This window comes from Sphingomonas sp., from assembly GCF_042091075.1.
Lineage (GTDB): Bacteria > Pseudomonadota > Alphaproteobacteria > Sphingomonadales > Sphingomonadaceae > Sphingomonas.
This window is the reverse complement of the sequence record NZ_JBELIE010000224.1, coordinates 1-3,918: the sequence shown is the minus strand read 5'-3', so window position 1 is coordinate 3,918 and position 3,918 is coordinate 1. Positions and strand designations below refer to the sequence as shown.

The window sequence follows — 3,918 nt, the reverse complement described above, 5'->3', positions numbered from 1 at the left end:
CAAAACATACTGTCAAGCTCGTATGTAAGTTGCGCATCATCTGGGAGGATGTGATGACATTTCGGCACCGACGCGCTGTGGCCTGCGCCGTCCTGCTCTGCTCGGCCGGCTCAATCGGAGCGCAAACGGCGCCACCGCGGATCGAGGCAGCGTCCGCCGAGAGGCGTGCCACGGACACCGAACGACGGATGCAAACGGACGAACGGACGGTGCTGACCCATGGTCTGTGGGCGATCCCGCTGATCCCGAACGTGACGATACCCGCCGAGGCCGTGCTGGGTGCGGGCTATGTCAGCGGCATCCCCCGGTTGAACGTTCCGGCGCTGATCGAAACGGACGCCAGCCTGGGCGTGTCGTATATCGCCGGGCTGCGCAAAGACGGCGCGACCGCGCTGCCTTCGGCGACGGCGATGGGGTCGACCTGGAACCCGGACCTGATCCGTCGCGGTGGCGCGATGATTGCAGGCGAGGCGCGGGCCAAGGGCTTCAACGTGCTGCTGGGCGGGGGCATCAACCTGATGCGCGACCCGCGCAACGGGCGGACGTTCGAATATTTCGGTGAGGATCCGCTGCATTCGGGCATGGTGGGCGGTGCGGCGATCGACGGCGTCCAATCGCAGCACGTCCTGTCGACGGTCAAGCATTTCGCGCTCAACGCGCAGGAGACGGGCCGGCATGCGGTCGATGGCCGGATCACCGACGACGCCTTCCGCATGAGCGACCTGCTCGCCTTCGAGATCGCGATCGACCAGGGGCGGCCCGGTGCGGTGATGTGCGCCTACAACCGCGTCAACGGGGCGCCGGCATGCGGCAGCGATTATCTGCTCAACCGGGTGCTGAAGCAGGACTGGCGCTATCCCGGCTTCGTAATGTCCGACTGGGGTGCGGTCGGCGCGGTCGATTACGCGCTGGCCGGGCTCGACCAGCAATCGGGTGCGCAAATCGACAAGCAGGTGTTCTTCGGCACGCCGCTAGCCGCGGCGGCGGCGCGCGATCCGGCCTATGCCGCGCGCGTCGCCGACATGAACCGGCGCATCCTGCGGTCGATCTATGCGGTCGGGCTGGATGCGCATCCGCCGGTGAGGGGGGCGATCGACTTCGCCGCCAACGCGGCTGTCGCCCGTGCGGTCGAGGATGAGGGGATCGTGCTGCTGCGCAACCGCGACGCGCTGATGCCGCTGTCGAAGGATGTCGCGTCGATCGTGGTGATCGGCGGCTATGCCGATGCCGGCGTGCTGTCGGGCGGCGGATCGACGCAGGTGCAGCCGGTCGGCGGGCCCGCGGTGTCGCTGCCGATGGGCGGCGAGGGGCCGCTCGCCAAGTACAACAACCAGACGTTCCACGGCACCGCGCCGCTCGCCGCAATCCGGGCGCTGGCGCCCAACGCAAAGGTGACGTTCGTCGACGGCCGCTACCCAGCCGAGGCGGCGGCCGCCGCCGCGCATGCCGATGTCGCGATCGTCTTCGCAACGCAGTGGATGGCAGAGGGCGCGGACGTGCCCGACCTGTCGCTGCCCGGCGGCCAGGATGCGACGATCGCCGCGGTGGCGGCGGCCAATCCCAAGACGATCGTCGTGCTCGAAACCGGCGGCCCGGTGCTGATGCCGTGGCTCGATCAGACGGCTGCGGTGCTGGAGGCTTGGTATGGCGGCGCGAAAGGCGGCGACGCCATCGCGGCAACGCTGTTCGGCGATGTGAACCCGTCGGGGCGGTTGCCGGTGACGTTCCCCGCCTCGGTCGCGCAACTGCCGCGGCCGGCGCTGCCCTATGTCGGCATGATCGACCGCGATTTCGCTGCCGGGCTGGCAGCAGGCAAGAGCTATCCGATCGATTACGACGTCGAGGGTGCGGATGTCGGCTACCGTTGGTTCGCGCGTAAGGGGATGACCCCGCTATTCCCGTTCGGGTTCGGCCTCAGCTACACGACGTTCGACCATAGCACGCTGAAGGTGATGGGCGGCTCCAGTCCGCGCGCGGCTGCCACGATCCGCAACACGGGCGCTCGCGCGGGGAGTGAGGTCGCGCAGCTTTATCTGGTCTCGACGCCAGCCGGGCGCACCCTGCGCCTTGCCGGATTTGCCAAGGTGGCGGTGCAGCCCGGCGGAGCCGCCACTGCGACCATTCCGATCGACCCGCGTCTTCTCGCCGACAGCCGGAACGGCCGCTGGACGATGCCGGCGGGTGCCTATGGCTTCGCGCTCGGCCGGTCTGCCACCGATCTTGGCCCGGTCGTCACCGTTACCCTGCCGGCGCGCCAATGGCGCTGACACTCACAGCAAAGGATCGTCCGATGTCGCGTATCCGTATCCTCGGCGCCCTGATCGCGCTTGCTACCCCTATGTCCGCCTCGGGCCAGGGCATTCCGGTCGAATCGATGGCGACGCCGGCGCAGTCGGGGGCTATCCCACTCGGCACTGGCGGCGTGCCGGGCATGCCGCCGGAAAGCTGGTTCACGCTTGCCGGCCGTCCCACCGTGCGCAACGTGTCGACCGCGACGCTGCTGCCCGTGCTGCCCGCCAAGGACAAGGCGACGGGCGCTGCCGTCGTCATCGCACCCGGCGGTGGTTTCGTGATGGAATCGATGGAGGCGGAGGCGATGAAGCCCGCGCGCTGGTTCGCCGATCACGGGATAGCCGCCTTCGTCCTGAAATACCGCCTCGATCCGACGCCCGCGCCGATGAACGCGTTTAAGCAGGCGGCGCTGGCGCGCTTCGCCGCCGCCGCGGTGGCGGGCGCGAAAGGGGGCGCGGACATTCCCGCACCCGCGCCGGCGCTTGTCGATGCACAGGCGGCGATGCGGCTGGTGCGCGCTCGCGCCGCGCAATGGGGCGTCGACCCCAAAAGCGTCGCCTATGTGGGCTTTTCAGCAGGTGCGATCATGGGCGTCGATCTGGTGAAGACGGCGGCACCGGGCACGATGCCGGACCTGTTCGCCGCCATCTATCCATCGATGGCGCCGACCACCGTCGCTCCGGCCGCGCCGCCGCTGTTCGTCGCCGTGGCGAGCGATGACGAGCTGTTCGGCAAGCAGGGATATGGCCTGCCCGACAGCTGGCGCCGTGCCGGGCGGCCGGTCGAGCTCCACGTCTACGAACATGGCGGCCACGGCTTCGGCTTTGACGGCAAGTCGGGCACGACCAGCTCCGGCTGGACCCAGGCCCTGCTGACCTGGCTCGGCACGCACGGTTGGCTGACGACATGACACGAGCGGTCCCAAGAGACTGCCGCGAGAGGATGACCATCTGACGAGGAGACGGGACGATGCGTTGGGCGCTATGGTGTGCGTTGAGTGCGATGCTGCTGACCCAGTCGGCGACGGCCGCGACCTATCAGGCGAAGGGGCCGATCGAGCGGCGCTACGCCGTCGAGGGGCCGTGGGCGACCACGACCAGCGTCTCGGGCGGTCCGTGCGACCGCGAAGGCCATGTCTGCGACATCTGGTATCCTTCCGACCTCGGCTCCAACCCGCTGAAGGGGCAGGCGGACGGCTTCCGCCACCCCGTGATCGTCTTCGCCAACGGGACGGCCGACAGCGTAGCGGCGGACAAAAACGCCTATTTCCTCCGGCACCTCGCCAGTTGGGGATTCATCGTCATCCGATCGCGCGACGGCGGGACCGGGCAGGGCGACACGGTGAGGGACACGGCGCACTATCTGCTCGGCCTGTCGCGCGATCCGCAGAGCGTCTTTTTCGACAAGGTCGATGCCGCCAAGATCGGCCTGGCGGGCCATTCGCAAGGGGCGGCAACAGCGACGCTGCTCTTTTCGCGCAACGATCCCCTGTTCAAGACCTATGTGCCGATCGAAACGCCGCTGCGTGCCGTGTGCGTGGTCGCGAATTGCACGATCGACCTCGGCGCGCTGCCGCAGGTGACGCGAGGATCGATCTTCTACATCGGCGGCGATCTCGACGTGGTA

3 protein-coding genes are annotated in these 3,918 nt (G+C 68.5%); all 3 read left to right on the top strand.

Annotated features, from left to right (window positions below; translation table 11 throughout):
• Positions 1–188: 188 nt before the first annotated feature.
• Positions 189–2,267 (top strand): glycoside hydrolase family 3 C-terminal domain-containing protein, encoded by a 2,079-nt coding sequence (locus ACFDSW_RS15760; protein WP_315461231.1) that lies wholly within the window; start codon positions 189–191, stop codon positions 2,265–2,267.
• Between the two features lie 23 nt (positions 2,268–2,290).
• Positions 2,291–3,202, top strand: a complete 912-nt coding sequence (locus ACFDSW_RS15755) for an alpha/beta hydrolase (RefSeq protein ID WP_375251214.1) — start codon at positions 2,291–2,293, stop codon at positions 3,200–3,202.
• A gap of 59 nt (positions 3,203–3,261) precedes the next feature.
• The coding region (locus ACFDSW_RS15750; RefSeq protein WP_375251213.1) for a hypothetical protein at positions 3,262–3,918 on the top strand (657 nt) is incomplete at its 3' end.

Excerpts from the sequence above, each read along its gene's own strand:
- ACFDSW_RS15760 (WP_315461231.1), top strand. The coding sequence starts at position 189 with ATGCAAACGGACGAACGGACGGTGCTGACCCATGGTCTGTGGGCGATC.
- ACFDSW_RS15755 (WP_375251214.1), top strand. The coding sequence starts at position 2,291 with ATGTCGCGTATCCGTATCCTCGGCGCCCTGATCGCGCTTGCTACCCCT.